The sequence below is a fragment of the Micromonospora sp. LOL_023 genome (assembly GCF_048060115.1).
Classification (GTDB): Bacteria; Actinomycetota; Actinomycetes; order Mycobacteriales; family Micromonosporaceae; genus Micromonospora_E.
The window spans coordinates 1-24,815 of record NZ_JBHMIM010000077.1; the positions used below are offsets into that span (position 1 = coordinate 1).

Here is a 24,815-nt window from a genome sequence, read left to right on the forward strand (position 1 = left end):
CTTCGCCGTCTACCGCATCTAACAAACCGTGATCAAATCAGGCATAGAGGAACAACGCCGGGGCCGTGGGTTTTCCCTGAGGCGCAAGCTGCGATCGCCAAGGTGGAGAAATGCGTTCTGGGTTTATCGGCAGGTCAAGATCATGCGGCATTGAGGGGGCGGTTGATGGAATCAGTACCGCATGGACATGACCTTGACTCTCCGTGGAGCACGTATGCGCAAGCCGCACTAACATGTATTGACGCTGGCCTTGCTGCCTCCTCGGTTGTTGATTCATGCAAGGGTATATGGATCCAGTATTCACTTGATCCTCTGGTGAGCTCGTTGCAGTACCGAGATGAGGATATTCTGATTTCCCGAGGGGAAGGTGTCTGGGAACGGGAAATTCTGGCGGACCATTCAATAACAAGCGCTTTCAAATTTTTGCGTAAAGTTGTTCATAGTGTTCAGTGTGAAGTGCCTCTTCCTGAAGTTCGATATAGCGAGTTGACGGAAGAGGCGGTCGTGCTGATCCCGGCGATCCACTGATCCAAACTTGGTCGTTCTGTGTTAAGTGGTCCCAGGTTTTCTGGGGTGAGCAATGGTAACGGTTCTTGGTTGGTGTGGGTTGGGTGCGGGTCAGGTGACGCAGAACCCGGAACGCCGAGGTACGGCGTCGATGGGGTAGTGCTGGATCGCGTAGGGGCAGGTTATTGGCGCCCTTCCAGTCATGCAGTCGCCTTCTTTCGGCGCCGGGCATCAGATCGAGAGGTGCGCCATGAGCGCGACGGTAAGCGCTTACATTGTTGACTCGCCTGCGGGGCTCTCTGGGCGCGCGGTCCGTTTTCTTCGGACGTTGTCACGACGGGTTGACTTTGAAAGAGGTTTGACCGGAGATGCTCTTCGGCGAGAAATTGTGAAGATCTATGGTGACTCGAACGACGCGATAGTGGATCTGCTGGATCGCTTGCAGGCGCGGTATGGCGGCCTCTCCTATGCGAGTGGGTTTTTCCAGTCTGAGGTCATTTTTGCCCCATCTTGTGATCCTGAAGGCGTGGATGAGGAACTGGAGATATCGTACGCGGTAGAAACGGGAAGCCCGGTTGGTGCTTCCGTCAAGATCGATGGAGCGGTCGAGATTGGTTTGGATTATTCTGGGGTGAAGGAGTTCGGCGGCCTTGACTGTCTGATCGAATGTGATGCGATGTTCTCGGTTGCTGATGCGCTAGGTCTCGAGGGTCAACTCTATTTGAATAGCGGAACTGCGCTGATGGCTATAGAGGTGCTCCGCGCCGAAGAAGGGCTGGGACTGGAGTTTGTGTCGGAGGCTTCCGGGCTTCATTCCTACTGGCTCGCTGGTGATTCGGCTATGGTCTACGCAGCAGATGTATGGAATCTATTGAACGGCGGAGTTCCTTCGTTCGTGAAATTTTGGACGACGGGCGAAGATGTTCGTGAAAGAATTGCGATCCTAATTGCTCAAGCTCGATAGATTGTGCCAGTGTCGAGTTTGAGTCGGCGGCCGGGTTCGTAGGGTTGGGCGGGGCGTTGGAAGCAGGCTCCGCTGACGCGCGTGGCGATGGTGCGGATGTGTCGGAATCCTTGGTCGCGGTAGTAGGCGTGTAACCGTTGGTTTGTGGTCCATGCGTCGAGGCGTAGCCAGGTGAGGCCGGCGTCGTATGCTCGGCCGGCGGCCCAATCGAGCAGCTCGGTGCCGATGCCGTCGCCGGCTCGTTCAAGCGGGAGCATCATCTTCGCGGCGTAGAGCGCGTCTGCGGGGTCGTCCTCGGGGTACCAGAGGGCTTCGGGGTCGCGGTCCGGTTTCCAGAGCCCGTCGACGTCGACGTAGGCGGTGAGGGTGATGGTTGCGGCCGGGGTTTTACCATCGAAGACCATCCAGGTTTGCCCGGCGGACACGGTCGCGGCGACGGCGGACCGGGGCAGTGGGATCGACCACTGGTCTTCTGCCCGGGCTGCGAGCCACGCCTCTCGTTCGCGTCGCCAGCTCATGATGACGTCGACGTCGCTGAGCTGTGCGCGGCGGATGATCATCGGCGACGCTGACGCGCACGGGCTGGGTGGTGCAGCCGGCTCTCGCCGGCACGGTGTCTGCCACTGCGGGTAGTTCGTCCGCCGGTCGCGGTCAGAGCTGGCGGAACTCGCCCTTTTCTGCGCCGTCGAGGAAACAGTCCCACTCCTCGGGGGTGAAGATCAGGACCGGACCGTCCGGGTTCTTGGAGTCGCGGAGCGCGTACGCCTGACCCAGGTTGGCGACCTCGACGCAGCCACCGTTCGCGGATGACTTCCTGCTCTTGCGCCAGACGGCAGTGCTGAGGTCGAGGTCGGGGGTCACGTGCTGCTCCTCGTCGGTCAACCCGTGGCGCGGGTCAGGGCGGTGATCAGCTTGGCGCTCTCGGGTGGGCTGAGCGCGGCGGCGGTGATGTGGTTGTACGCCAGGCTACACCGACGCAGGTCTGCCTCGCGTTCGAGATAGAGGCCGCCGGCCTGGCCTTCGACGTAGACGACGGGTGAGTGGATGTCCTCCTCGAAGTCGAAGATCGTGAACGCGCCGAGCTCGCCGGGGTAGCTGCCGTGGCTGTACGGGACGACCTGGAGAGTGAGCCACGGAGCAGCCTTGACGGTGTCGAGGATGTGGGTGAGCTGGGCGCGCATCACGTCGGTGCCGCCAACCCGGCGGTGCAGGACCGCCTCGTCGAGGATGATCCAGGTCTGCGGCGGGTCCGCGAAGAGCCGTTCCTGACGGGCGCGGCGGATCTGCACCTGCCGTTCGACTCCCTCGGTGGGCGCGTTCGGCAGGTGCGTCGAGACGATCGCGCGGGTGTAGTCCTCGGTCTGCAGGAGTCCGTGGACCATCAGCGGTTCGAAGACGCGGATGTTGGTGGCCGAGGACTCCAGGCTGAGGAAGGTCGCGAACTGCTGGGGCACCATGCCGAACTTGGACCACCAGCCGCGTTCCTTGCCTCGCTTCTGAAGCTCGATCATGTCGTTGCGGGCGGCCTCGTCGGTGACGCCGTACATGTCGAGCATGACCAGCAGCTCGGCGCGGTTGGTGCCGACGTAGCCGGCCTCGACCTTTTTGATCTTCGACTCGGAGCAGCCGAGTTTGTCGGCGACGTCTGCCTCGGTGAGGTTGGCGGCGCGGCGTAGACGGGTGAGCTCCTCGCCGAGCTGCCAGCGCGGGATGGTTGGACCGACGACCTTGGGCACGTCTGCCTCCACAGTGGGTGAGGTGGATTCCGCCATCTTGGACCATCCATGCCTGTTAGCGCAACCAGGCTAGCGCGATCCATCTTGATCATTAAGGCCGACTGATCGAGATGGTCTCAAGATTCTTCCATGGAAGAATTGACGGACCAGATTTGGCGTGCCACTGTCGATCCGAGCGAGTTACTGGATCGCGACGATCTGTGATCTTCAGTCCTCTGTGCCGGTGGCACCCGTTCCGTCGCCGGCCAACCTCGTGCACCCGTAGGAGTCCTTCGATGCCTTCGCTGCGCTCTGACCTGCCCGAAGACGGCCCACCGGTCGGGGAACCCGAGCGCGGCGATACGTCCGACCGGTGGCCGTTACGTGGGGTCCTGATGTGCGCGGCGTGTGGGCGGCGGCTGCAGCCGTTGCGGACCGCTGACGGTGGTCGGGCGTACCGGGGGCCGTGTGGTTGCCGGCTGGGCCCGGTCGACGCGGGCCGGATCGAGCGGCTCGTCGGCCTGTCCATCGCCCGCCGCCGCCCCGACCTGGCCGCTGTGTCGCCGCCGCGCACCGACGCCGAAGTGATCGGCGAGGCCATCGATCAGGTGTACGTCGGTGCCGACGCCGACGACCTGCTGATCGTCTGGCGCGCCTGAGCCGCCGCCCGTCGTCGCTGCCGAGGTGGGCGTGGCGGCGGGCGGCGTTCCACGTCCTTGTCTGCGCACGTTGCCGAGGAGTCTGCCGAATGTCCACGTACCCGCTGGCCGACGACCTGTTCCGGATGGCCCACCACCGGCTGCACGGCCGACCGTTGCTGCACCCCCGCGCGCTCAGTCACGGCCTGGCCGCCGCGCTGCTGGCCGAACTGCTCTACCCGCAGCGGATCGCCCTGCGCCGCGGCCTGGTCGTCGTCGGCGCGACCGTCGCCCCGCCCGACGACCTGGTGCACGGCATCCTCGCCCAGATCAGCGCCGCGTCGACCCCGCAACCGGTGAAGACCTGGGTCGGTCTGCTCAGCGAGACCGCGGTCCGGCAGGTCGCCACCCGACTGGCCCGCGCCGGCCACGTACGCCGGGAAGTGACCCGCCGTCGCCTCGTCGGTCGCGGCGAACGGTGGGTGCCCACCGACATGAACACCGCCGGCTGGCCCGCCGTCCGGTTGGCCACTGCGCTGCGCGCCCGCCGCCGCCTCCACGTCACCGATCAGGGTCTGGCGGCGTTGACCTGGGCCTGCGGCCTCGACCGGCACATCCTCAACGGTGCGCCGCCGCACGCCTACGACGACCTGCGCACCCTCGTCGACCACGGCTGGCCGCCGGTCGTCGACCTGGCCCGGCAGACCCGCGCGGCACTCGGCCGCACCCTCGCCGCCCACCGTGGCTGACCGGGCGGCGGCTGATGATGGTCGACTACCCCGACCCGGCCGGATACCCACTGGCCGCACTGATCCACTGTGCGGACTGCCGGACCCCGATGACCCCGGCCGTCCGTGCCGCCACCCGCGTCTACCGGTGCACCGGTGCGTGCCGCAACGAGATCGACGCCCTGCACGCCGAAACCCTGATGTGGGACCGGGCCGCCGCCCGGCAACCACAGCTGGCCCGGCCGCGCCTGCCGGCCGACCGGCGGCGCGAGGTCTTCGCATCCCTGCTGACCGAGGTGTACGCCCGAGGCCCGTCGAGCTGGCTGTCGCTGCGTGCCTCCTGGATCGACCGTCGGCGACGGGCTGCCGGCCCGACGTCGCCCCCGGCCCGGTGACCTGAGCCGTCGCCGCCGAGACGAAGTCATGTCTTGCCCGCCCTGGAGAGAAGGAACAGGTTATGGATGTCTGCGCGTTGACCAGCGCTGCGGTGCTCGGCTACCTGGCCGGGCTGTTCTCGTTCCGGGTCAAGAGCCGCTGGTGCCCCAAGTGCGGCGAGCTGACCACCACCCCGCCACCGCCGAGGGTCTGAGCCCTGCGGTCAAGCTGGTCAGGTGGCACAACGACAGGGCAGGGGAGAGGCGGTGGGCGAGCCGACGACCGCGTACCTGCTGCTCGGCGCCTCCGGCCCGGACCTGTTTCCGGGTCGCCGGACGGGCTACCTGCGCGGGCTCTCCCCGGCAGGTGGTAAGGGCTTGATGAATCGTCGAGACCTGTCCACCGTGTCCTCGTACCCAAGACCCGCGTAGAATCGGTGCGCCGCGTCCCGACGAACGCTGCTGGTCACCTCCATCATGATGCAACCGGCGGCCCGGGCCCGACGCTCGACCTCGGTCAGCAGCGAATGCCCGACGCCCTGCCCCCGGTATCGGTCGTCGACGACCAAGGCGACGACCCGGCCGAACCTGCCGGTCCTCTCCAAGATCGGACACACATGCAGGGCGACGACTCCGATCAGCTCGCCGGCGTCATCGGCGCCGAGTAGCACGCTGGCCTGGTCGTGCAGCCAGTAGGTCAGACGTTCGTGGACATCGGCGTCATCGGTGGGGTAGCCGAGCTGATCCAGCAGGACGACGAGCCGGGCCGTGTCGTGCCGATCGACGGGACGGATACGGATTGCCATGCCGCGTAGTCTGCCGACGTGCCTGAGCTGATCGCACCCACCATCGAGCTGTACGCGTCGTGGCTCGACGCCCGCGACGAGTGGGGTCGCGGGACCCACCAGGACGGCAGCGGGCTGCGGCCGGCCGACGACGTCGACACCGCCGCCGGGTTCGCTGCCTGGGTCGACCGGCTGCGCCGCCAGGGTGACGAGTCGTTGCCCGCCGACGAAGGATGGGTGCACACCACCCACCGGTGGATCATCGAGCAGGACGCCTACCTCGGGGCGATCTCGCTGCGGCACCGACTCAACGACTTCCTGCGCCGCGCCGGCGGGCACATCGGCTACGGCGTACGGCCGTCGGTGCGTGGCCGTGGCATCGCGACCTGGGCGCTCGGCGCGATGCTGCCGTTGGCCGCCGCCCGTGGCCTGGACCGGGTCATGGTCACCTGCGACGAGTCGAATCCGGCATCGGCGCGGGTCATCGAACGCAACGGCGGGGTGCTGGAGGACGTCCGCGACACCGAGCTCGGCCGTACCCGCCGGTACTGGATCGACCTGGGCGAACAGCCGCGCCCGCCGACGTACCCGCTGCCGGTTCCGCCGACCACGCACGGGGCGGGGCCGCGATGACCACGGCGACACCGCGTACCGAGCGGGAGGCCGTCGAGATCCAGCGCGAGCTGGCCCGCCGGGTACGGGTCGACCAGCCGATGGCCGATCCGCCGAGGTTCGTCGCCGGTGTCGACGTCGCGTACGAATCGGACTCGTCGGCGGCGGGCCGACTCGCCGGTGCCGTCGTCGTGCTCGACCTGGCGGACAACCTGTCCGTCGTGGCCAGCGCGACCGCGACCGGCGTCTGCGACTTCCCGTACGTTCCCGGCCTGCTCGCGTTCCGCGAGGTTCCGGTCCTGCTCACCGTCCTCGACCGGCTCACCGTCCGCCCGGACCTGCTGGTCTGCGACGGGTACGGCGTCGCGCACCCGCGCCGCTGCGGGCTGGCCAGCCACCTGGGCGTGGTCACCGGCATCCCGGCGTTCGGCGTGGCCAAGACGGCGTTCGTCAGCACCCACGGAGAGGTGCCGCCCGAGCGCGGCGGCTGGGCCGACCTGGTCGACGACGGTGAGGTGGTCGGCCGGGCGCTGCGCACCCGCACCGGCGTCAAGCCGGTGTACGTGTCGGCCGGGCATCTCATCGACATCGCCCAGGCGACCGAGATCACCCTGCGTCTGACGCCGCACTACCGGCTGCCGGAGACGACCCGCCTGGCCGACCGCGCCTGCCGGGAAGTTTCCCGGCACGGCTGAAACCGCGCGCCTCCGCCGCACGTCTGGGGTATGTCGGTCGAACTGGGAACATCGACCGGGATCCCGGCGGCGGGCGGGTAGCCGTCGCCGCCGGGTCACCGACAGTCGGATGAGGGTGAGGACGTGGTGACGAGCCGATGGATCACGGGTCTGGGAATCGCCGTGCTGGCCGGCGCGGTGGCGGCGTGCGGCACGACCGCACCGACCGGTGACGGGGCGCCGACGTCCGACCCGGACCCGACGACGGTGACCGGAACCCCGACTACCAGCCTGGCACCGCCGCCGGAGCCGACGGCACCGACGGGTGGCCTGCCGCAGGTGCTGTCCGGCATCCGGCAGGTGACCATCGTGCGGGCCGGGGCGTTCGAGTCCGGGCTGTCGATCACCGACGACGGGCGGTTGGCTGAGGTCGACGGCGACGAGGGCCGGCAGCTGCTCGTCGCGGTCCCGCTGGACGGGCGGCTGTTTCTGATCGAGTCGTACCAGGGGGTCGGCGGTGCCGCCGGTGCCGGCGAGCCGGTCTGCTGGCGGGTGCACAACCCGGGCAACGGGGAATCGTTGTCGGTCGAGGGTGCGGCCTGCGACGCCGGTGACCCCCGGCAGCGGTTCGAGATCGTCGCGGCCGATACCGGCCTCGAGAACACCTTCATGATCAGTAACAGTTCGGCGTATCTGCGCCACTCGGCCCGCTCCGGATTGATCCTGGAGGAGCAGGGCGACGGTTCGCCGACCCCGGACGGTTTCCGGTTCAACGACAACGGGCCGGCACCGACCCGGTGACCGGTGGAGAACGATCAGGTGACGGGTGGAGCACGACGGATGCGTGATACCGACGAGTTCGACGCCTTCTACGCCGGGTCCGCCCAACGGGTGCTCGGACACCTGTCCGTGGTGCTCGGCAACCGGGCCGACGCCGAGGACGCGGTCGCGGAGGCGTACGCCCGCGCGTGGGACCGGTGGCGGTCCGTGCGCGACTGTGACAGCCCCGAAGCCTGGGTACGCACAGTCGCGTACCGGATCGCGGTGAGTTCCTGGCGTAAGGCGGTGAACCGGCTGCGCGCCCACCGCCGTGACACCAGCGGCCACGAGGTCGACGAGGTGTCGGCCGACCACGTCGCGATCGTCGCCGCGTTGCGCCGGATCGGCGTCGACCAGCGCCGGGCGATCGTGCTGCACCACTTGGTCGGGCTCAGCGTGGCCGAGGTCGCCGCCGAGACCGGCACCAGCATCAACACGATCAAGACGTGGCTCGCCCGCGGCCGCAAGGCCCTGGCCGGGTACCTGTCCGACCCGGGCGACGGCGAGCAGCAGACCACCACCGGTGGCGGGGGGCACAACTATGCGGTCTGAGCACGAGTTCAACGAGGCGCTGCAGGAGATGGCCGACTACGCCGAACAGCCCGGCCGGCTCGGGCCAGTGGCCGACATCCGCCGCCGAGGCGACGCGTTGCGTCGCCGGCGGCACGTCATAGCCGCCGGGTTGGGGGTGATAGCGATCGGTGCCATCGGGGTGGGGGTTGTCGCGAGTCAGGCCAGCCTGACGGTGCAGCCACCGCCGGTCGGCCCCGCAGGTTCCACTGCGAGCTCGTTGACCGGCACCCCGACGGCCGCACCGAGCAGCGCTACGACCGTCAGTCCGTCGGTTGCGCCACCGCCCGGTGCGCTGCCCGGCGACGATCCACTGCTGGCGGGCGACCGCCAAGTCGCGATCGTCCGGGTTGACGCCTTCGAGTCGGGAGTGTCGCTGCTCGACGAAGGACCGCTCGGAGAGGTCGACGGTGATGAAGGCCGCCGGCTGTTCGTGATCGAGCCGCAGGGGCCGGACACCTACCGGGTACGGGCGGCGCAGGCCAACTCCGACGGCTCCGACGCCTGCTGGCAGGCCCAGTCACCGGGCGGTGATCCGCTGACGGTGGTTGCAGCGGTGTGCTCGCCCACCGAGCCACGCCAGCAGTTCACCATCCTGGTGGGCGACACCTCAGCCGGCGGGTCGCAGTACGCGATCGGCAACGCCGGTGCCTATCTGCAGTACTCGAACGTGCACGGGCTGATTCTCGAAGAACCGGACGGCGTGCCGTTGACGACATATTTTCGGTTTGTGGACAACGGCGCTGCGCCCACCTGACAGGGTCGCGAACGTTCCTCCTTTTTGTGTGAATCGCGGTATGCCGATCGGTGCTGGACAGTACAGTTCTGCCTCGGAGGGCGGTTGCCGGCCACAAAGGTGAGGGGAAGTTGTTGTTGCGCGAGCAGGTGTCAACACGCCGTGGTGTGTCTCGCCTGGCCGACCGATACGATCCGGCCCGAAACTCGTTCGGGCTGATTCGGTTGCTGTTGGCCGTCGGGGTTCTCGTCGCCCACGCGTGGCCGTTGGGCTACGCCCAGCCGAGCCTCGGCTGGGCCGCCTCCGCCGGACAGAGCGAACTCGGCTCGCTGTCCGTGCAGGGGTTCTTCGTGATCTCCGGGTTCCTGGTGACGGGCAGCGCGCTCACCCACTCCGTGGTGCGCTTCTCCTGGCACCGGGCGCTACGGATCTTTCCTGGCCTGTGGGTGTGCCTACTGGTGACCGCGTTCGTCGTCGCCCCCCTGGTCGCGCTGTACGAGAACCGTACCCTACGTGGATTCTGGACCCACCCCGAAGGCCCATTCGCCTACCTGACTACCAACTGGTTCGCGTCCATGGAGCAGTATCCGATTGCGGGACTGCTGTCGTCGACACCGTTCGGTCAGCTGATGGGTGGGCCCAGCGCGTTCGACGGATCGTTGTGGAGTCTGCGCTACGAGCTGGTGTGCTACGTGTTGATCGGCATCCTCAGCGCGACCGCCGTGGTCCGCCGGGCGCCCCGCGCGCTGCTCGTCATTCTCCTGATCGGTTACCTACTGATCGTTCGCGACCTGGTGACCGCTCCGGGTTGGGCGGTGCGGCCGGTTGCCGTCGGGGCCGTCGGGCCGTTCCCGCTGATCGGATCGTTCTCCTCCGAATGGCTGCTGTACCTGACGTTCCTGTTCGTCCTGGGCGCAGCAGCCCGTCGCTACATGCACCGGATTCCGATGGACGGCCGGCTGGCGGTGCTGGCGGCGACCCTGCTCGTGTCGAGCCTACTGATGGGCGGGTTCATCGTCGTGGGACTGCCCGCGTACGCGTACCTGCTCATCTACCTGGGGGTGGCGCTGCCGGGCTGGCTGTCGCGTATCGGCCGGGAACGTGACTACTCGTACGGTGTCTACATCTACGCGTTTCCGGTCCAGCAGGTGCTGGCCCTGGTCGGGGTGGCCGAGTACGGAATGCCGGTATATCTGGCGTTGTCGGTGCTGGGCACGCTGCTGTTCGCCGTACCGTCGTGGCATCTGGTCGAGAAGCCCGCGATGCGACTGCGTGGCATCGATTCCGGCCGGATGACGCCGGCCGCGCCGATGCCGGCGGCGGCGCTGCGGAGTTGACGGTCTGCGGGATGTACATACGGCGCAGGTGGCTCTCCGTGTCACCTGATTCACGCGAGCCACATCTGTGTGGAAGTGGTCGGCGCGGCGCGGGCAGAGGTAGTCTTCCCCGCAATTGACCGTCCCGATATTGTCCCGGCGATGCCGCCGCCGACCCGGAATGCTGGCCGGCCTCCGGCGGTTGTAACCGGACATGTGCGAAATCACGGCGCTCAGCCCGTCGAGGTTCGTTGGCCGAGACGAGCTGTCATACGCGTAGTAAAAATCTGTCCCGTTCACGGGGTCCGACGCCGTTCGTAATGCGGCGTCCGGATTCCCGTACCCCTCGGAACGGAGAATCCTGCATGACCGCGATCATCCGTAAACCCGCTTTGTCCATCGCCGGTCTGCTTGTCGCCGGTGGCATGGCTGCCGGCGGTGTGGACCTTGGCCCAGGTGACGCCGCGCTGACCGCACCGGCAGGTGTTCCGCTGGCGCTCGCCGCCGCCGAGTCCGACCCGTCGGACGACACCGCTGCCGGGCAACTGCTCGACATCGGGTACCAGGCACAGCCGAACTACTACTACTGCGGTCCGGCCGCGACCCGGATCGCACTAACTGCACTGGGCTACGAGCTGTCGCAGGACGAGGTGGCGGAGAAGCTCGGCACCACCGAGGCCGGCACCGACTCGGCCGAGGACACCACCCGGGTGCTCAGAGAGATTTCCGGCGACGCCGAGTACCGCACGACCGTGATCGAAGGGTCCAAGGCCGACCAGGCACAGATCGACCAGCTGCGAGCCGACGTGCGCGCGGCCGTGGACGACGGCCGGGCCGTCGTCACCAACGTCATCGGTACGGCGAACGACGTCGACGGCCGGACCCATTCGTACCCGGGCGGGCACTACGTGACTGTCGTCGGCTACGGCGAGGGCGGCGAAGCAGTCAAGATCGCCGACCCGGCGTTCCTGGGTGCCGAACACTACTGGGTGACCACCGAGACCCTGGCGCACTGGATCGCCTCGCGCGGCTATTCGCACTGACATCTCAACCTTGCCATGACCAGGTTGGCCGGGGTCTCCCGCGTACGCGGGAGACCCCGGCCAACGCCGTTTTCGACCCTTGACCCACTGCGGTTCGGCAACACGACGCCGTCGGCAGTCCGCGGCACCGACGTGGATCACTGCTGCGGTGGCGGATTGTGTCTGCGTCGGACGTGGCCCATGCCCATCGCGGTCCGGTCACCGAAACCGGCGTAGGTGGCGAACGCCGCCAGCGCGTCCACCGCCCGCCGCGCGTCACCGGGCACCCCCGCCGCCTCCGCCAACTGGTACGTCACCGAGCCGACGGTGCCCCGGCGGAACCGGTGCTCCGGGTTGCGCTGCCCCGGCTCCACAAGATGGACTGCCATCCGCAGCTGGGCGTCAACGACCTCCAGATGCTCGACGACCGCCGGTCCCGCCGACGACGGCAGCGCCACCTCACCGGCGAATGCGTCCCAGCGGCGGGTCAGGTTGCCGAACACCCGCTCCGCGTCCGGCCAGGGGCGCTGGCGGCGGGCACCGTCGCCGCGCCCAGTGGCGAACCCGACCGGCGTCACCAGGTCGTACGCCCAGGTGATGGCCGTCGGGTCGGCACCGGTGGCCAGCTCGCCGTACGACACGGCGCGCACGGCGACATCGACGGTGCGGTAGCGGGTCTGCGCGATCTGGTGCCCGGCGGCGTGGTGCAGCGCGGCGAGCACCGGGGCGGCGTACGCGTCGATCAGCAGGCCGACAACGATCCGGGCCGGCTGCCCCGGTTCCGACAGTGTCCGGCCCTGCTCGTCGAGGACCGGGCTGAGGGTGAACGGCTTGTACCGGGCACTGTCGTGCAACATCGCGGACAGCTCCGGGTCGACAGCACGGACCGCTTTGAGGAACGCGGCGTAGACGGCCGGGCCGGTGTGCGGCGGTGGGACCGCCGTGGCGGCGGTCGGCACCAGGGAGACGACGATCTGGGTGGGCATCGGGCCGGCGTACCCTCTCGGTCTGGTGTGGTCGGTGGGTGCACCCACTCAATCAGACCGCCGCCAGCGGGCCGGGGATCCACGGCCCCCGCCGGCGCAGGTGCCGTGGCCCTGCTCCTTGCCTCGCGACCGTCGGTCACACCGGGTCGGGGCGAGGGCCGTCCGCCGGCGGTGGTTCCACGCCGGTGTACGCGGCGAGGCACCGGTCTGCGGCGGCCCGTGCCTCGGCGGCCGGGGTGCCGGCAGCGACGCTGGCCCCGTACCACTGCTCGCTGCTGAGGGTGTTGAACTGGCGGCCCTCGTCGGAGCCCATCCAGGCGACGGCCTCCGCCGGGGTGAGTGGCGGGGCGCCGGACAGGTGGATCGCCAGGCCCAGCAGAGCACCGTCCCAGCCCATGCCGGCCGCACCCGGCCCGAACTGTGCCCACAGCTCGTCGTCGATGTGGGCGACGTGCTCCAGGGTCAGTTCCACCTGGCCGGCCGGCTGCTCGGTCAGGTGTACCTCGATCCAACTGACCTGGCCGCCGAACTCCCAGGTGGCGGCGAAGCCGTGCGGCGGGTCGCAGCGTTCGACCGTGCCGCTGGCGTTGCCTTCGAGCTGGTAGTGACCACCGAGTCGCAGCTCACCGGAGATCGGCAGGAACCATCGCGGGATCCGTTCCGCGTTGGTGCAGGCGTCCCAGACGTCGGCCAGGTCACCCCGGTAGGTCTGGCTGACGGTGACCACCCGGGCCTCGCCCGCTTCCAGCACCCGGCTGCCGACCGCGCGTCGTACGTCGTTGATCTGCTGTTTGATATCGATCATCGTTCGGCTTTCCGATCGTCGTCTTCGGTGTCGTCGGTCTGTGCCAGCCGGCGTTCGCGGCGTCCTCGGGCGAGTTCGGTGGCCAGGGCCGCCAGCGGCGGCGTCCAGAACCGGCGGAACGTATCGAGCCACGCGTCGATTTCCCGTAGCGGGGCGTCGTTGACCGCGTACAACCGGCGGGTCCCAGTGGGCCGCATGGTCGCGAAGCCGCTGTCCCGAAGCACCCGTAGGTGCTGCGACACCGCCGGCTGGGAGATCCCGAACTCGCGCTGGATGACCTCGGACACCGCGCCGGCGGGTTGTTCCCCGTCGGCGAGCAGCTCCAGGATCCGCCGTCGGACGGGATCGCCGAGTACGTCGAACGCGTGCACCCCGGCAGTATGAAAGGAGTGGCTTATATAAGTCAAGCCTGAATCTCGGGTAGCTCTGGCCGGCGCCGCCGATCTACCGCCCGACGGTCGCTGGGTGGGCCCGAGCGGGCCCACCCAGCGGAACATGTCAGGTCCGTCAGGACGCTGTGCAGGTCAGGTCGGTGGGCGTCGTGCCGGGCCCGGAACCGACGAACCCGACCGTGGTAGCGGCGTCCGGTGCCAGAGCCCCGTTGTACGGCTCGTTGCGTACCGTGTTGACTCCGCCGGACGTGGTCAACCGGCCGTTCCACAGCGACCCGATCGACGTACCGCTCGGGTTGGTCCAGGTGAGCGTCCAGCCGGAGATCGCCGAGGTGCCGGTGTTGCGCACCTCGATGCCGCCCTGGAAGCCGCCCTGCCAGCTGCTGGTCACCGTGTACGTCGCGGAGCAGCCGTCGTCGGGGCCACCGCCGTCGGATGCGGTGGTGACCGTGCGCGCCGGTGAGGCCGGCGAGACGTTGCCGGCGGCGTCGCGGGCCCGGACCGTGAAGGTGTAGCTGGTCTCAGGAGTCAGGCCGGACATGGTGTACGTGGTTCCGGAGACCGTGGCGACCACGGTGGCCGGAGCGCCGCCGGTCGACCGCAGCACCTGGTACGAGGTGACACCCACATTGTCGGTCGCCGCCGCCCAGGTCAACGTCACCGAGTCGGCGGTGACGTCGCTGGCCGCCGGCTGACCGGGGGCGGTCGGCGCAGTCACGTCGTCGTCCCCGCCGCCGTCGCCGTAGCGTTCGGCGAGGTTCATGCCGGTGGTCGAGCCGACTCCGCCCAGGCGGACCTGGTGGTCCAGACCGACGAACTTGCCGTCGTGCTGCCACAGCGCCGGCTTGAGCACCTCGTTGTACTTGACCTCGTCCCAGCTGGTCCAGTCGTCGAGCAGCAGGCCGCCGGTGTCGCCCGAGTTGGGGTTGAGGCACCAGAAGGTGTGGTGGATGCCGTAGTCGACCATCATGTCGCGGATCGCGTGCAGCCACTTGTCCTGCCGGGCGTCCTGCCCGTAGCGCCCGCCCCACTCGCCGATCAGCAGCGGCGCGGTGTCGTCCTCGTGGATGTAGAGCCAGTTCGGCCGCCACACGTCGTTGATCAGCGAATCCTTGTCGAAGTCACCCTGGAACCACGGCTGTTCGTACACCAGCGGGCCGTAGTCGTGCGGGGAGTAGACCAACTGGTCCTGATGGGAGCCCAGGTTGACCGGGTGCTCGGCGACGCCGCGCAGGTTGCCGCCCCACCAGTTGTAGAAGTAGTTCGGGCTGCGGTCCGGGTTGAGGTTGGGCGAGTCCCAGTTCGCGTGCGGACGCGGGTAGACCTCGATACCTTCACAGAGGATCAGCAGGTTCGGGTTGATCGCCAGGATCCGCCGGCCGGCCGTCTCGCAGGCGTACTTGAAATTGTCCTGGTCGGTCGACGCATCCCACTTGGCTCGCTGTGGGTCGTTCGGCGTGCCGTGCGGCTCGTTCTCGATGTCCATCGCGACGATGGTGTCGTTGTCGCGGTAGCGCTGGGTGATCCACTCCCAGCCCTGGTAGAACAGCTCCGGGGTGATGGTGCCCTTGAACCACATCGGGTACGTGTGCCCGGAGTTGTCGGCCTCGGCGCTGTGCACGTCCAGCATGACCTTCAGCCCGTACTTCTCGCACAATCCGAGCCAGTAGTCGAAGATCTGCAGGTTGTTCAGCCCGTTCAGCTCCGGGTTGACGAATGTGTTCACGTTGGGTCGGGCTACCGGCTGGCCGGCTTTCCACTCCAGCAGCAGCTGGGTCGAGACCGGCACCCGGACGATGTTGATGCCGCGCTGCGCCATCGAGCGGGTGATCGTCTCGATGTTGCCCGACCACAGGCCGTGGAAGACCCGCTCGGTGGCGTTGTAGCCGAACCAGTTGGCCCCGGTGAGCCACACCTGGTTGCCGGCCTCGTCGACGATCGTGTTCCCGTCGGTGTGCAGCCAGTCATTCTCCGGTACGGCCTGAGCGGCTGCGGTTGATGCGGTGACTGACGTGCCGGTGGCTGACGTGCCGGTGGCTGACGTGCCGGTGGCTGACGTGCCGGTGGCTGACGTGCCGGTGGAGGCAGCCGGTGGGGCGGCGGCTGCCGTGGCGGGGGTGGTCGGGACGGCGGCGGCCGCCCCGAGTAGCAGGCCGGCCGCCGCTGTGGCGGCCCACCGTGTCCGTATCGACGACATGTAGGTGTTTCTCCTGTCGTGGGTGTGCTGTCTGTCCTGCTGTCCTGCGGTTCCCGAGTTCGCAGAGACGGCCGTGGGAGCGCTTCCATCGATAGGTTACGACGGATCAAGGTCGTCATGGAAGGTGGTTGGCGGGGTTGTGCCAACATGGCATCACTTTGCTGCCATGTTGGCTTGCGTACGCGTCAGGGTTGCGCCATGATGGCACCATGGATTTGACGTCGTACGTGAGCAACCTCGGACGGGAGTTCGCCACCCTCGCCGAAACCGGCGGAGACGAAGCGCGGGCACTGGTCGAGCGCCTGACCGGGCCGCTCGAGTCGGCGATCCGGATGACCCTGCTGGACGCGCTGTCGGCCGCCGCCGACGACATCACCCGCGACCTGGCACCCGGCTCGGTGGAACTGCGACTACGCGGCCGCGACCCGCACTTCGTCGTCACCGCGCCACCTACCGAACCAGCTGGACCCACCGCTGGTGGCACCGCGGCGACAGCCGACGACGCACCGGACAGCGACCTGCTGGCCGCCGAGGACGGCCCGGTCGCGCGGATCAACGTACGCCTGCCCGAGCAGCTCAAGGCCGCCATCGAGGAGGCCGCGGCCAAGGAGGGCCGCTCGGTCAACGCCTGGCTGGTCCGAGCTGCGGCCACCACCGTGCAGCAGGGTGGCCGGGACCGGCGTCGCGACGAACGCGGCACCGGAAAACGGAGCACGCAGACCTTCACCGGCTGGGTGCGCTAGCCCTCCTCCCGGTCCACCGTCCACCTTCCACACCTCACGGCCCCGACCTGCGGGGACGGCCCATCAACCCATGATCGGGGACAACCATGCCTACTTTCGACACACCCGAACCGATCTCCGTGACCCTCGAACTCGGCAGCGGCAACGTACGGATCGCCGCGAGCGAGCGCACCGACACCGTCGTCGAGGTCCACCCCAGCGACGCAGCCGACGACTCCGACGTGGCCGCCGCCGAGCGGGTACGCGTCGACTACGCCAACGGCACCCTGCGGATCACCGGCCCGAAGTCACCTGCCTTCGACTTCTCCCGCCGGAGCAGGTCCGTTGAGGTGTCCATCGAACTGCCCAGCGGCTCCCAGGTCTCCGCCGAACTGCAGCTGGGCGACGTCCGCTGCACCGGCCGGCTCGGGCAGTGCCGGGTCAAGACCGCCGCCGGAAACGCCTGGCTGGAGCTGACCGGCCCGCTGCGGGTGGACACCGCAGCCGGCCACGTCACCGTCGACGGCGTCACCGGCGACGCCCGGATCGCCACCGGTTCCGGCAAGATCCAGATCGGCGAGATCGACGGCACCGCCGTGGTCAAGAACTCCAACGGCGAAACCACGATCGACGCGGTCACCGGCGACGTACGGGTGCGCACGGCCAACGGTGACATCCGCGTCGAACGGGCCGGCGCCGGTGTCGACGCGAAGACGTCCAACGGCAGCATCCGCCTCGGCGAGGTGGCGCGCGGCTCGGTCGTGCTCGGCACCGCCATGGGCAACCTGGACGTCGGCATCGCCCAGGGCACCGCCGCCTGGCTGGAAGTGAAGACCGACTTCGGAAAGGTCCACAACCTGCTGGAGACCGCCACCCGGCCCGACGAGGCCGACGAGACCGTCGAGGTACGCGGCCGCGTCTCCTACGGCGACATCACCATCCGCCGATCCTGACCCACTCCTTGCTCGAAGAGAGGGAGACCATGGCCTCCACGCAGCCCCGGCCGGCGATCGCCGCCACCGGGCTCCGCAAGGCGTACGGCGATCACGTCGTGCTCGACGGCATCGACCTGCACGTACCATCCGGAACGGTCTTCTCGCTGCTCGGCGCGAACGGCGCCGGGAAGACCACCACGGTCAAGATCCTGTCCACGCTGATCAGCCCGGACGCCGGGGACGTCCGGGTCGCCGGGCACGACCTCACCCGCGACCCCGACGCGGTACGCGCCACGATCGGCGTCACCGGCCAGTTCTCGGCGGTGGACAACCTGCTCACCGGCGCGGAGAACCTGCGGCTGATGGCCGACCTGCATCACCTCGGCCGGGCCGACCGGCGGCGGCGCGTCGCCGGACTGCTCGACCAGTTCGACCTGACCGAGGCGGCCGGCAAACCGGTGTCGACCTACTCCGGCGGCATGCGGCGACGGCTCGACCTGGTCGCCGACGGCGTCACCATCTTCCTGACCACCGGTGGCACGAGCTGGTGCGGATGGCGAACGACGCCGCCGAGCGTGGTTGGTGGGAGTCCTACGGGTCGGGGAGGGGTCGGCGTCAGGCGGTCTACGCGAACCTGAGGCGTGGTGCGGTGAGCATCCGTGAGTACCAGTCGTTTGCGGTGCCGGGGTGTCTATACCGAGCCGGATGAGGTGGCGCCCTATGCGGACCTGATCGGTCGGGTGTGGGAGTCGGCGTTGTCGGCTGAGGAGAGCGTGATGCTGCTCCGGGGTGTGGCGGGGGCGGGTCGGTGAGGAGAATCGGGAGCATGATCAGCTTTCCAGCCACAGGCTGGCTCAGGTCCACGCGGTCGGGCGACGACAGCTGCGTGTCTCGTTCCGGGTCAAGCTTCTGAAGTGAAGCCGCGAGAGGCTGTCGACCGGGTGGGTCGGCGGGTGAACGCCGGAGCGGCCCTGGCCGCACTCGTGAGGTGACGCTGACGCACGTAATTCTCGCGTTTTAGCGTGCGTCAACGTCATCTCGCGAACATTCCAAGCCAGCTGAGGCGTCGACGGGGCGGTGATGTGTTGCCGCTAGCTATCTCGGTCTTGTTTGCTCGGGTGCTTTCGGTCGAAACGGGAGTTGTTGTCGCGGAGAGTAGGTTTCAACCCGGCGCGGTTTTCGTGTGCCCGGGGACCGTGTCCGAAGTGTCGGGCGGTCTGGGCTGGGCAAACATGGTGCCTCGGGGGCCACCTCATGATCATTATGATCTTGGGGGAGTCTCAGATGATCTCCGTGGGGCAAGCCTTCGCAGCTCCGGTGTGCTTTGGGATCTTTCTGCCAACCTTCCCCGGGGTTTCCGGGTCGGCCCCGGCAAGGGAAACGGTTGGTACGAGTGGGTGTCCCGGTCGAACGAAAAGACCGTCCACCGCCCCGGATCAGGTGCCGCCAGGCGGGCACCCAACGCCAGCGAGATCGCCACCGAGCCGCTGAGGAACACCGCGTACCGGCCGGTGCGGGCGGCACTCGGCAACGCGGCGGCCAGCCACTCCCGGCGGGCTTGCTCCACCACCCCCGTATAGGTGGCCGCGTCCTCGGTCAGCAACGAACCCGCGCTGCGCAGCACCAGCAGGTGACCGATGCCGTGCAGCCGGCAGGTCTCCCGTACCGGATCGGCGAACTGGCGCCCGAAGCCTTGCAGATCCAACGCGAGCGCCGCCCTCGACGGATCCCCGCCCTCGACGGTCTCCAAGCTCGCCGACAGCGGTGCCGCCGCCGACTCGGTGGCCCGCAACGCCGTCGCCGCGAAATACGGGGGAGACCCGTCGGCCTGGCGGACGGCGTGGACCCGCACCTCGCGCGAATGGGTGTGACCCAGCCGGGCCCCGAACCAGAACGCCAGATGCAGCGGCATCGTCGGGATCAGATTGACCCGGGTCGCCTCCGGCGTCAGCCGCTGCGCCAGCATCAACGCGTTGAACGTCTCATCCGCCAACTCCTCGACCCGAGACTTGTCCACCACCGGATCGCCGGACAAGGTGACCGCCGTCGCCACCGTCACCGCACACGTCGACCGGCTGAACTCCTCGGCCTGCTGCTCGTACTGCCGGGCCCTGGCCAGCCCGCGCCCGACGTCGCGCGCGGTCACCACGATCCCCACCTGCACCTGCCGGTGCGTCCGCTCCCGCAGCCCGAACCCGGCCACCAGCAGCGCCACCCCGGCCAGGCAACCCACCACGAACCACCACCGGCCGGCCGCCTCACCGACCATCACCGACTTGGCCGCCTCGACACCGAACCCACCGGCCAGCGCGCCGCCGACCGCCACCGCCGCTGTGCCGTCCGACAACGCCGCCCGCAGCCCGCCCGCCCAGCCGCCCCGGTCACCGCCCGACCCGCCGCCGGCCCGACCCGCCCGGCTGCCACCGGTGGCCGAGCCGAACACCGTCAACCGTGGCCCGTCCCACCGCTCGTCCGTCACGACGCCATCCTCGACGCGGACCGCGCCACTGTGGAAGTCGTCGCCGGAGCAAGGCTGCATCGGATACCCGACACGCCGGTTTCGTGACAGATCCACTGAGTAGCGTTGAACGGCTCGGCGCCATCCCCACGACCACCCTGGATTGGACGGGCCGTGTCCCCTCGCGTTTCCTTATGCTGCACGCCGTCGGGCACGCCGACCTCGGCGTGCCCCCACCCGACAGCGCCAGCGCCACCGACCTGCTGCGGCTGCTCGACGAGCGACCCGACCACAATGACCAGACCCGGCGGATCCTGCGGCTACGCACCCCGGCGCGGACCGCCGGCGACACCGCGCCGCTGGCCGCCGCACTCGCCGCCCTGCACGCCGACCCGGGTACCGATCGGGCGTGCGTTGTCTGGGGCAGCGGCTCCACCCAGACCGTCCTCGGCGCGCTCGACGCGGTGATCACGTCCGGGCTGCGGTGGTCGTTGATCCGGATCGAGCCGACCGTGGCGCCCGGGCACGCCGTCTACGACCCGACGGCCGGGTTGCCGATCGACCCGGTGGTGCCGTTGCTGCGTCGGTGGCGTTACCACGATCTGCTGCGGGCTCTCGTCGACGCGGGCCAGCTCAGTCTGACGGCTGAGCAGCGGCGGGTCGTGGACGCGGAGGCTGATCACTTCGGGCGGGCGTACGTCGCGCCGAACGCCGACCGGATGCGGGCCGTGATGGCCGCCGCGTTGATGCGCGGCGACGACAGTAGCGGCTTCGCCGTCCGCGCCTACGTCGCCCAGCGCTACCACGAACTACGCGCCGCCGACGGCTCCCCGCTGGACCTGCTCACCGAGGCGGCCGGGCCGGGTCGCCCGCCGAACAGTGACGTCTACCAGATGCTGGCGTACTGCACGACGTACGGGCTGACCCGGGGCCACCTGGTGTACGCCGCCGGTGGTCCGACGTCCGGCAGCTACCAGGTGACCGGTGCCGGGATCCGGGTCGAGGTGCACCCGGTCGACCTGTCCGCGCCGCTTGCCGAGATCCGGCAGCGGATCCATGTCCTCGGCGCGGCCGTCGCCGAGCCGGCTGGATAGCCGACCATGATCCACTTCGGCTCATCGACGCGACACACCGCGCCACTGTCCGAACAACCGCAGTGGATCACGGCTGCGGCAGTGGGCGAGAGCGGATATCCGGTTGCCGGCGGTTGAGACGATCATCCGGTGCCGCACTACACCGCCGAACTGCTCGCCGCCCTCGACCCGCTGACCCACCAGGCCCGGATGTCCGCCCTGGCCGGGCACGCCCGCACACTGGCCGCCGCCGGGCACCTGCCCGCCGTACTGGCCGAGCTGGCGGCCGGCGACTCCCACCAGCGGTTCCTCGGCCTCACCATGGCGGTGATCGTCGGCGACCAGGCGACGGTGTGCGCCGGGTTCGCCGACCCGGACCGGCGGTTGCGGGCGGTCGCGGTCACCGCGTACCTGCGCTGCGGCTGGGCGGACGCCGACGAGGTGGCGGCGCTGCTGCACGACGCCCCAGCCGACCTGCGGCGCACCGCGTACCGGACGTTGCGGGCCGCCCGCCGCGCCGACCTGGCCGACGCGCTGATCGACCCGGTCCGCGCCCGGTTCGGTGACGGCGAAGCGGCGGTCCTGCTGCCCGCCTGCGGCCCGGACACCGTCGCCCGGCTGCTGCCGCAGCTGTCGTACGCCGTCGCCGGCGGCACCGCGTTCGCACGTCGGCACCCCACAGTGCTGCTCGATTTCGCCGACACGCAGCTCGCTGGCCGGTCCGGCGTCGCCCGCGAGGACTGGTGGTCCGAGTGGGGCCGTGCGGTGCTGCACACCGCGCAGCGGCATCCGACGCGGGTGTTCGACCTGCTGGAGCGGTACGCCCCGACCACCAGCCTGCCCGGCGCGACGACCGCGTACGGTGTGCTGGCCGGTGCCGGTCCGACGCGGACCCTACGGCTGCTCACCGCCCCGGCGCGGGCCGGCTGGCTGCGCCGCCAGCAGCTGCCGTCCGGGCTGCTGGACCGGCTGCGCGACGCCGACCTGGCCGACCTGACGCCGCTCGGGGTACGGCTGCGCGGCACCGACCACGCCTTCGCCCGGCTGCTCGCCGCGCTGGCACCGGCTCGCCGCGGCGAGCTGTACGACGCGGTGACGGCCGATGTGGACACCGCCGACCTGCTGCTGTCGGAGCAACTGCTGACCGTGCTGCCGCACCGCTGGCAGCACCGGGAGGCCCGCCGGGTGCTCGGCCTCGACCGGGTCCGGGCCAGCGAGGAGTCGACGCTGACGTACACCGCGTTCCTGCCCTGGGCCGAGGCGGAGTCGGCGCTGGTCGCGGCGGCTCGGCGGCCGGATGCGACCGCCCGGGGCACCGGCTACGCGCTGCTGCTGGCCGCCGCCGGGCGCAGCGGTGATCCGGCGGCCGTCGTCGCCGCCGTCGAGCAGCTGCGCCGGCTGCGCAACGACCAGGACCCGGTACGGGCCCGCGCGTTCACCGCGCTGTCGCAGGTCGTCGGCCTGCTCACGCCGGCGACGGTGCCGGCGCTGACCGACGTCGTCACTCAGGCGGTGGCCGCCCGGGACACCTCGTCGGCCAGTCTGACCGCGATCGGCGGGCTGGCCGGGCAGGTGCTGCGCCGGCACGTGGCCGACCCGGCGCTGGTCGGCTGGGCGCTGCAGACCTTCGACAGCCTGTACGACGGCCGGCAGGTGACGTTCCTCGGCCGGCTCGACCAGGTGCTGCGCCGGGGCCAGGAGCACGACCTGTTCACCCGGATCGCACCGTGGATCGAGGGCGCGGCGGCCCGGGACCGGTTCGAGCCGCTGTTCGTCGTCGCCTGGTCGCTGGGCCGGCGGGCCTGGCGGCTGCCGCACCTGCAGCGGCTGCTGCGCCAGGCGATCCGCCCCGGCGTGGTGTCGTCGGTGTTCCGCCGGGCGGTGACGTTGTGGCTGGCCGACCCGGCGACCCGGGCCGACCGGGTCGGCGAGGTGCTCGCCGTCGATGCGTCCACGGTGGAAATCGCCGAGGTGTGGCAGACGATCTGTGCCCGCCGTACCGACCTGCTCGACGAGGTGTTCACCACTCCGGCCCGCAAGCGGGCCGGCAAGTTCCTCTCCGCCGGTGCCGGCTGGGTGCCCGGCCCGGCGCACCGGGTCGACCGGTGGCTGCCGCGCCACCAACGGGCGTACGCCGACCTGCTGGCGTCGATCGTCGCCGACCGGCGCATGGCCAAACACCATCGGGTACGGGCGATCAGCGCCGCCGCCCCGGTGCCCGGTGCCGGCTGGGCGGTCGTCACCCGGTACCTCGACGCGGCGGACGTCACCCTCGCCGAGGCGGCACTGGCCGCGCTGGCCTGGACCGACCGCCCGGACGAGGCGCTGCCGGTGCTGCTGCGGCACGTCGACGACGACCGGGCCCGGGTCGCCGTCTACGCGGCCAGCCGTACCGCGCGGCTCGTCGCGCCCTCGACGCTGGTCGCCACGCTGACCGACGTCGCCCTCGGCAGCGGCAAGGTGACCAGCCGCAAGCAGGCGCTGCGACTGCTCGCCCGGTTCGGCCCACCGGAGGCGTTCGACGTGGTCACCGCCGCGTACCGGCGGGTGGACCAGCACCCCGACGTGCGGGCCGCCGCCGTCGCCGCCGCCCGGCAGCGACCCGACGTGCCGGCCAGCTGGGCGATCCTGACCGGTGCGGCCGGCACCGCTGACGTGGCCGACTCGCCGACACCGTCGCGGGCCGAGGTGACGGCGCTGCTGGACGCCCCGCCGTCGACCATCGCCGAGCCGGACCGTCCCCGGTACGCCGCCCTGGTCGTGGCCGCGACCGGCAACCCGGATCCGGAAGCGGCCCGGCTGGCCTGGGCGGCGTTGCCGGCCTGGGCCCGCTGGGCACCCGAGTTGACCGGGTTGACCGTCGCCGCACTGACCGACCTTGACGACCCGTACCGGTGGGCGTCGGCGATGCGGGTGGTGACCCGGCTGCTCGACGAACCGGCGGCAGCGACAGCTGACGGGCCGCCGCCGGCCGTCGACCGGTCGCCGCTGGTGGTCGCGGTGGACGCGCTGGCCCGGCTGGACCGGTCCGACGACCGGCCAGGTGACCCGGCGGGGGACCGGCCGGCCCGGCGCCGCCTCGACCGGCTCGTTGACGCGGCGGTGCGCTGGTGCCACGACGCCGACCCGGAGACCGACCGGGCGGCGGTGCGGGCCGCCGCGCGTACCCTGGTCGGGTTTGCCGACCTGACCCCGCAGGCGGCCCGGCTGCTCGCCCACCTGGTGCCGCTGGCCGCACCCACCGCGCCCCCGGTCGTGGCCGAACTGGCCGCGCTCGCCGACCTGGTCGCCGACCGTCCGGTGCTGGCCGGCCGGCTCGCCGAGACGCTGACCGACCAGGTACGCCGAGTCGAGGGCGGCTGGGACCCGGCGGTGCTGACGGCCGCCGTCGGGGCGATCGCCGAGCGGGGTGACCTGGCCGCCGGGCTGTTCGCGGTGGCGCTGGTCCGGGCTGGTGACCGGTACGGCTGGTCGCCGCCGTGGCGGTCGCTGCTGCACCGACTGAGGTGCCATCCGGTGCCCGATGTCCGGTCGGCGGCCCTGGACATCGCGATGGGCGGTCGGCTGACTTAGCCTGGCGGACTGACCGGTCCGCCGGGTTGGTCCGGACCGGCGTTGACCTTGCCCGGTTGCCGCAGCATGATCGGCAAATCGGCAAATCGGCAGGTCGGGGTCGGCGCTGGTCGGGTGTTCGGGAGGCGGCGGATGGTTGAGGTGCCGGGTGCGGGGAACATCGGCCGGTCGGGCGGCGTTGGATCCTGGTGTTGGACCGAGTAGGCGAACGCCC

General features: G+C 69.9%; 27 protein-coding genes and 1 pseudogene. 19 read left to right on the plus strand and 9 right to left on the minus strand.

The genetic code is table 11. From position 1 onward, the window contains the following. Window positions 1–528, plus strand: a 528-nt coding sequence (locus ACFHVL_RS27955) for a hypothetical protein (protein ID WP_416631462.1), incomplete at its 5' end; no start/stop codon positions are given. Window positions 529–757: 229 nt separating this feature from the next. Next, window positions 758–1,471 (plus strand): hypothetical protein, encoded by a 714-nt coding sequence (locus tag ACFHVL_RS27960; protein ID WP_416631463.1) that lies wholly within the window; start codon window positions 758–760, stop codon window positions 1,469–1,471. On the opposite strand, the gene ACFHVL_RS27965 is transcribed toward ACFHVL_RS27960, so the two are convergent. The 3 genes from ACFHVL_RS27965 to ACFHVL_RS27975 form a co-directional block, all read right to left on the minus strand. Next, window positions 1,459–2,031 (minus strand): GNAT family N-acetyltransferase, encoded by a 573-nt coding sequence (locus ACFHVL_RS27965; RefSeq protein ID WP_416631464.1) that lies wholly within the window; start codon window positions 2,029–2,031, stop codon window positions 1,459–1,461. The two genes, ACFHVL_RS27960 and ACFHVL_RS27965, sit on opposite strands and share 13 nt — an antisense overlap. Window positions 2,032–2,122: 91 nt before the next feature. Further along, complete coding sequence (locus ACFHVL_RS27970; protein WP_123604840.1) at window positions 2,123–2,332, minus strand: DUF397 domain-containing protein; 210 nt, start codon at window positions 2,330–2,332, stop codon at window positions 2,123–2,125. Window positions 2,333–2,349: 17 nt separating this feature from the next. Further along, window positions 2,350–3,243: a helix-turn-helix domain-containing protein gene (locus tag ACFHVL_RS27975; RefSeq protein ID WP_416631465.1), complete on the minus strand. Its 894-nt coding sequence runs from the start codon at window positions 3,241–3,243 to the stop codon at window positions 2,350–2,352. A gap of 239 nt (window positions 3,244–3,482) precedes the next feature. Here ACFHVL_RS27975 and ACFHVL_RS27980 point away from each other — a divergent pair, with 239 nt between their 5' ends. The 4 genes from ACFHVL_RS27980 (at window position 3,483) to ACFHVL_RS27995 (ending at window position 5,141) form a co-directional block, all read left to right on the plus strand. Beyond that, window positions 3,483–3,845 carry a zinc ribbon domain-containing protein gene (locus ACFHVL_RS27980; RefSeq protein WP_416631466.1) on the plus strand — a complete coding sequence of 121 codons (363 nt, stop codon included), beginning with the start codon at window positions 3,483–3,485 and terminating at the stop codon, window positions 3,843–3,845. A gap of 89 nt (window positions 3,846–3,934) precedes the next feature. Beyond that, the gene (locus tag ACFHVL_RS27985; protein ID WP_416631467.1) at window positions 3,935–4,573 is read left to right on the plus strand and encodes a GOLPH3/VPS74 family protein; all 639 of its coding nucleotides are present in this window, start codon (window positions 3,935–3,937) and stop codon (window positions 4,571–4,573) included. 14 nt (window positions 4,574–4,587) lie between these two features. Then, window positions 4,588–4,947: a hypothetical protein gene (locus tag ACFHVL_RS27990; protein ID WP_416631468.1), complete on the plus strand. Its 360-nt coding sequence runs from the start codon at window positions 4,588–4,590 to the stop codon at window positions 4,945–4,947. Window positions 4,948–5,009: 62 nt separating this feature from the next. Further along, complete coding sequence (locus ACFHVL_RS27995) at window positions 5,010–5,141, plus strand: hypothetical protein (protein ID WP_255500391.1); 132 nt, start codon at window positions 5,010–5,012, stop codon at window positions 5,139–5,141. Between the two features lie 126 nt (window positions 5,142–5,267). On the opposite strand, the gene ACFHVL_RS28000 is transcribed toward ACFHVL_RS27995, so the two are convergent. Next, a complete protein-coding gene (locus tag ACFHVL_RS28000; protein WP_416631469.1) occupies window positions 5,268–5,732 on the minus strand; it encodes a GNAT family N-acetyltransferase in 465 nt (154 codons plus the stop codon). A gap of 18 nt (window positions 5,733–5,750) precedes the next feature. On the opposite strand from ACFHVL_RS28000, the gene ACFHVL_RS28005 reads away from it, so the two are divergent. From ACFHVL_RS28005 to ACFHVL_RS28035, 7 genes are all read left to right on the plus strand, one after another. Beyond that, entirely contained in the window at window positions 5,751–6,344 is a 594-nt protein-coding gene (locus tag ACFHVL_RS28005) for a GNAT family N-acetyltransferase (RefSeq protein WP_416631470.1), read from the plus strand. Then, window positions 6,341–7,018, plus strand: coding sequence for an endonuclease V (locus ACFHVL_RS28010; RefSeq protein WP_416631472.1), 678 nt, complete (start codon window positions 6,341–6,343; stop codon window positions 7,016–7,018). The genes ACFHVL_RS28005 and ACFHVL_RS28010 overlap by 4 nt, the downstream gene beginning before the upstream one ends. Before the next feature lie 126 nt (window positions 7,019–7,144). Next, window positions 7,145–7,798, plus strand: a complete 654-nt coding sequence (locus tag ACFHVL_RS28015) for a hypothetical protein (RefSeq protein WP_416631473.1) — start codon at window positions 7,145–7,147, stop codon at window positions 7,796–7,798. A 39-nt stretch (window positions 7,799–7,837) separates the two neighbouring features. Then, window positions 7,838–8,368, plus strand: a complete 531-nt coding sequence (locus ACFHVL_RS28020; protein ID WP_416631474.1) for a sigma-70 family RNA polymerase sigma factor — start codon at window positions 7,838–7,840, stop codon at window positions 8,366–8,368. Continuing rightward, entirely contained in the window at window positions 8,358–9,143 is a 786-nt protein-coding gene (locus ACFHVL_RS28025) for a hypothetical protein (protein ID WP_416631475.1), read from the plus strand. Before ACFHVL_RS28020 ends, ACFHVL_RS28025 begins: the two co-directional genes overlap by 11 nt. A gap of 146 nt (window positions 9,144–9,289) precedes the next feature. Next, the gene (locus ACFHVL_RS28030) at window positions 9,290–10,459 is read left to right on the plus strand and encodes an acyltransferase family protein (RefSeq protein ID WP_416631476.1); all 1,170 of its coding nucleotides are present in this window, start codon (window positions 9,290–9,292) and stop codon (window positions 10,457–10,459) included. Between the two features lie 344 nt (window positions 10,460–10,803). After that, window positions 10,804–11,481, plus strand: a complete 678-nt coding sequence (locus ACFHVL_RS28035) for a C39 family peptidase (protein WP_416631477.1) — start codon at window positions 10,804–10,806, stop codon at window positions 11,479–11,481. Between the two features lie 137 nt (window positions 11,482–11,618). Here the strand turns inward: ACFHVL_RS28035 and cas6 are convergent, their stop codons facing one another. From cas6 to ACFHVL_RS28055, 4 genes are all read right to left on the minus strand, one after another. Continuing rightward, on the minus strand, window positions 11,619–12,446 hold the full coding sequence (gene cas6, locus ACFHVL_RS28040) for a CRISPR system precrRNA processing endoribonuclease RAMP protein Cas6 (protein WP_416631478.1): 828 nt from the start codon (window positions 12,444–12,446) through the stop codon (window positions 11,619–11,621). Between the two features lie 136 nt (window positions 12,447–12,582). Beyond that, complete coding sequence (locus ACFHVL_RS28045; RefSeq protein ID WP_416631480.1) at window positions 12,583–13,251, minus strand: SRPBCC family protein; 669 nt, start codon at window positions 13,249–13,251, stop codon at window positions 12,583–12,585. After that, window positions 13,248–13,622, minus strand: coding sequence for an ArsR/SmtB family transcription factor (locus ACFHVL_RS28050; protein WP_416631481.1), 375 nt, complete (start codon window positions 13,620–13,622; stop codon window positions 13,248–13,250). The genes ACFHVL_RS28045 and ACFHVL_RS28050 overlap by 4 nt, the downstream gene beginning before the upstream one ends. A gap of 136 nt (window positions 13,623–13,758) precedes the next feature. Further along, window positions 13,759–15,840 carry a cellulase family glycosylhydrolase gene (locus ACFHVL_RS28055; RefSeq protein ID WP_416631482.1) on the minus strand — a complete coding sequence of 694 codons (2,082 nt, stop codon included), beginning with the start codon at window positions 15,838–15,840 and terminating at the stop codon, window positions 13,759–13,761. A gap of 209 nt (window positions 15,841–16,049) precedes the next feature. Here ACFHVL_RS28055 and ACFHVL_RS28060 point away from each other — a divergent pair, with 209 nt between their 5' ends. From ACFHVL_RS28060 to ACFHVL_RS28075, 4 genes and pseudogenes are all read left to right on the plus strand, one after another. Continuing rightward, the gene (locus ACFHVL_RS28060; RefSeq protein ID WP_416631484.1) at window positions 16,050–16,583 is read left to right on the plus strand and encodes a ribbon-helix-helix protein, CopG family; all 534 of its coding nucleotides are present in this window, start codon (window positions 16,050–16,052) and stop codon (window positions 16,581–16,583) included. An 86-nt stretch (window positions 16,584–16,669) separates the two neighbouring features. Beyond that, window positions 16,670–17,515 (plus strand): DUF4097 family beta strand repeat-containing protein, encoded by an 846-nt coding sequence (locus ACFHVL_RS28065; RefSeq protein WP_416631485.1) that lies wholly within the window; start codon window positions 16,670–16,672, stop codon window positions 17,513–17,515. A gap of 29 nt (window positions 17,516–17,544) precedes the next feature. Next, window positions 17,545–18,030, plus strand: a pseudogene (locus ACFHVL_RS28070) (ABC transporter ATP-binding protein); the annotation flags it as partial. A 126-nt stretch (window positions 18,031–18,156) separates the two neighbouring features. Continuing rightward, complete coding sequence (locus tag ACFHVL_RS28075; RefSeq protein WP_416631486.1) at window positions 18,157–18,309, plus strand: hypothetical protein; 153 nt, start codon at window positions 18,157–18,159, stop codon at window positions 18,307–18,309. Window positions 18,310–18,758: 449 nt separating this feature from the next. On the opposite strand, the gene ACFHVL_RS28080 is transcribed toward ACFHVL_RS28075, so the two are convergent. Continuing rightward, the gene (locus ACFHVL_RS28080) at window positions 18,759–19,976 is read right to left on the minus strand and encodes an SAVED domain-containing protein (protein WP_416631487.1); all 1,218 of its coding nucleotides are present in this window, start codon (window positions 19,974–19,976) and stop codon (window positions 18,759–18,761) included. Between the two features lie 173 nt (window positions 19,977–20,149). Between ACFHVL_RS28080 and ACFHVL_RS28085 the strand changes: the two genes are divergently transcribed. Both ACFHVL_RS28085 and ACFHVL_RS28090 read left to right on the plus strand, forming a co-directional pair. Beyond that, the gene (locus ACFHVL_RS28085) at window positions 20,150–21,049 is read left to right on the plus strand and encodes a hypothetical protein (RefSeq protein WP_416631488.1); all 900 of its coding nucleotides are present in this window, start codon (window positions 20,150–20,152) and stop codon (window positions 21,047–21,049) included. A 129-nt stretch (window positions 21,050–21,178) separates the two neighbouring features. Beyond that, window positions 21,179–24,601 carry a hypothetical protein gene (locus tag ACFHVL_RS28090; protein WP_416631489.1) on the plus strand — a complete coding sequence of 1,141 codons (3,423 nt, stop codon included), beginning with the start codon at window positions 21,179–21,181 and terminating at the stop codon, window positions 24,599–24,601. Window positions 24,602–24,815 lie beyond the last annotated feature (214 nt).